Source organism: Phormidium sp. CCY1219, assembly GCF_055795085.1.
In genome coordinates this window covers 1-260 of record NZ_JAYFEQ010000088.1, presented here as the reverse complement: position 1 = coordinate 260, position 260 = coordinate 1, and the positions used below count along the sequence as shown (strand labels likewise).

The window sequence follows — 260 nt, the reverse complement described above, 5'->3', positions numbered from 1 at the left end:
ATCTTCCGTTTTCTATTGTTCTTCCAAGGGTTCCACAACTGGACCTTAAACCCCTTCCACATGATGGGAGTGGCCGGTATCCTGGGTGGTGCATTGCTCTGCGCCATTCACGGAGCTACCGTGGAAAATACCTTGTTTGAAGACGGCGAAGGCTCCAACACCTTCCGCGCCTTCGAACCCACTCAAGCCGAAGAAACCTACTCGATGGTCACTGCGAACCGCTTCTGGTCGCAAATCTTCGGGATTGCCTTCTCCAACAA

The 260-nt window shown here is 52.7% G+C and carries 1 pseudogene; it reads left to right on the top strand.

Going from position 1 to position 260, the window contains the following annotated elements:
• Positions 1-260, top strand: a pseudogene (locus AC0QH1_RS00540) (photosystem II D2 protein (photosystem q(a) protein)); the annotation flags it as partial.